Below are 1,084 nucleotides of genomic sequence, written 5' to 3'. Positions count from 1 at the left end.
TCTTGTAGGAGCCGGCTTGCCGGCGAAGAGGCCCTTGAGACCTGCGCCGAGCGTGGGTACTCAGCCGAGGTTCTGTTCGGTCAGGCGTTGCACCGCCAGGCGGCGGTAGTGGGAGGGGGTCATACCCTTGAGCTGCTGGAAGCGCCGGTTGAAGTTGGAAATGTTGTTGAAGCCCGACTCGAAGCACACGTCGGTCACCGGTTTGTCGCCGTCGGCCAGCAGTTCACAGGACTTGCTGATGCGCAGCCGGTTGACGAACTCGACGAAGCAGCGCCCCGTGGCCTGCTTGAACACCCGGGAAAAATAGCTGGGCTTCATGCCCAGGTAGTCGGCCACTTCCTCCAGGGGCAACTCCCGGGCGTAGTGGGCAAAGATGTAGTCCACCGCGCGGTTGGTGCGGTCGACGCTGTGTTCGTCCGCCAGTTGCACGCTGGTGGCGCCGGACAGCAACTGGTAGTCGTCGCAGGCCGCCAGCAGCTCCATGAGGATGAGGAAGTGGCCAAGGCGGGTGATGCCGCTGGAGTCGGCGATGCGCTGCATCAGTGGCAGGGCCTGGGCGATGGTTTGCGGGCAGCGGAACTCGATGCCGTACTGCGCCCGCTCCAGCAGCGGGCTGAGGTTCTTCAGCTCGGCGAACACCTGGCTGCCACTGTCGAACAGCTCATCGGTGAAGTTCACCAGCATGTCGCGCTTGGCCACCACTTCGTCCTCGGCCACCTGGCTGATCCAGTTGTGGGGCAGGTTGGGGCCAGTGAGAAACAGCGTCTGCGGGTAGAAGTTGCCGATGTAATCGCCGATGAACACCTTGCCGGAGCTGGCGACTATCAGGTGCAGCTCGTATTCCTTGTGGAAATGCCAGCGCACCAGAGGGCAGGGGAAGCCGTGCTGGCGATAGATGATGGACAGGCCGTTGTGGTCGTCCATCAACTCATAGGAGGGGTCGGTGATCTTGCCGGGTCGGCTCATGGCGCGGGCCTGTTCTTGTTGTAGGCCCGGCTGATAATGCCTCGTGGCCCGCTCGCGCACCAGAGAAGGCGTTCTCAGGGTTGGCGCCCTGTTCGCCGGCAAGCCGGCTCCTACAAGA

General features: G+C 63.1%; 1 protein-coding gene. It reads right to left on the bottom strand.

Features of this window, described 5'->3' with window-relative positions:
* Positions 1-60: 60 nt before the first annotated feature.
* Positions 61-966, bottom strand: coding sequence for an AraC family transcriptional regulator (locus F6S12_RS32075; protein ID WP_011061537.1), 906 nt, complete (start codon positions 964-966; stop codon positions 61-63).
* Positions 967-1,084: the final 118 nt, after the last annotated feature.

Origin of the sequence: Pseudomonas sp. JV245A, assembly GCF_032424515.1 — a bacterium.
Classification (GTDB): Bacteria; Pseudomonadota; Gammaproteobacteria; order Pseudomonadales; family Pseudomonadaceae; genus Aquipseudomonas; species Aquipseudomonas protegens.
This window is presented reverse-complemented; position numbering and strand designations above follow the sequence as displayed.

Excerpts from the sequence above, each read along its gene's own strand:
- F6S12_RS32075 (WP_011061537.1), bottom strand. The coding sequence starts at position 966 with ATGAGCCGACCCGGCAAGATCACCGACCCCTCCTATGAGTTGATGGAC.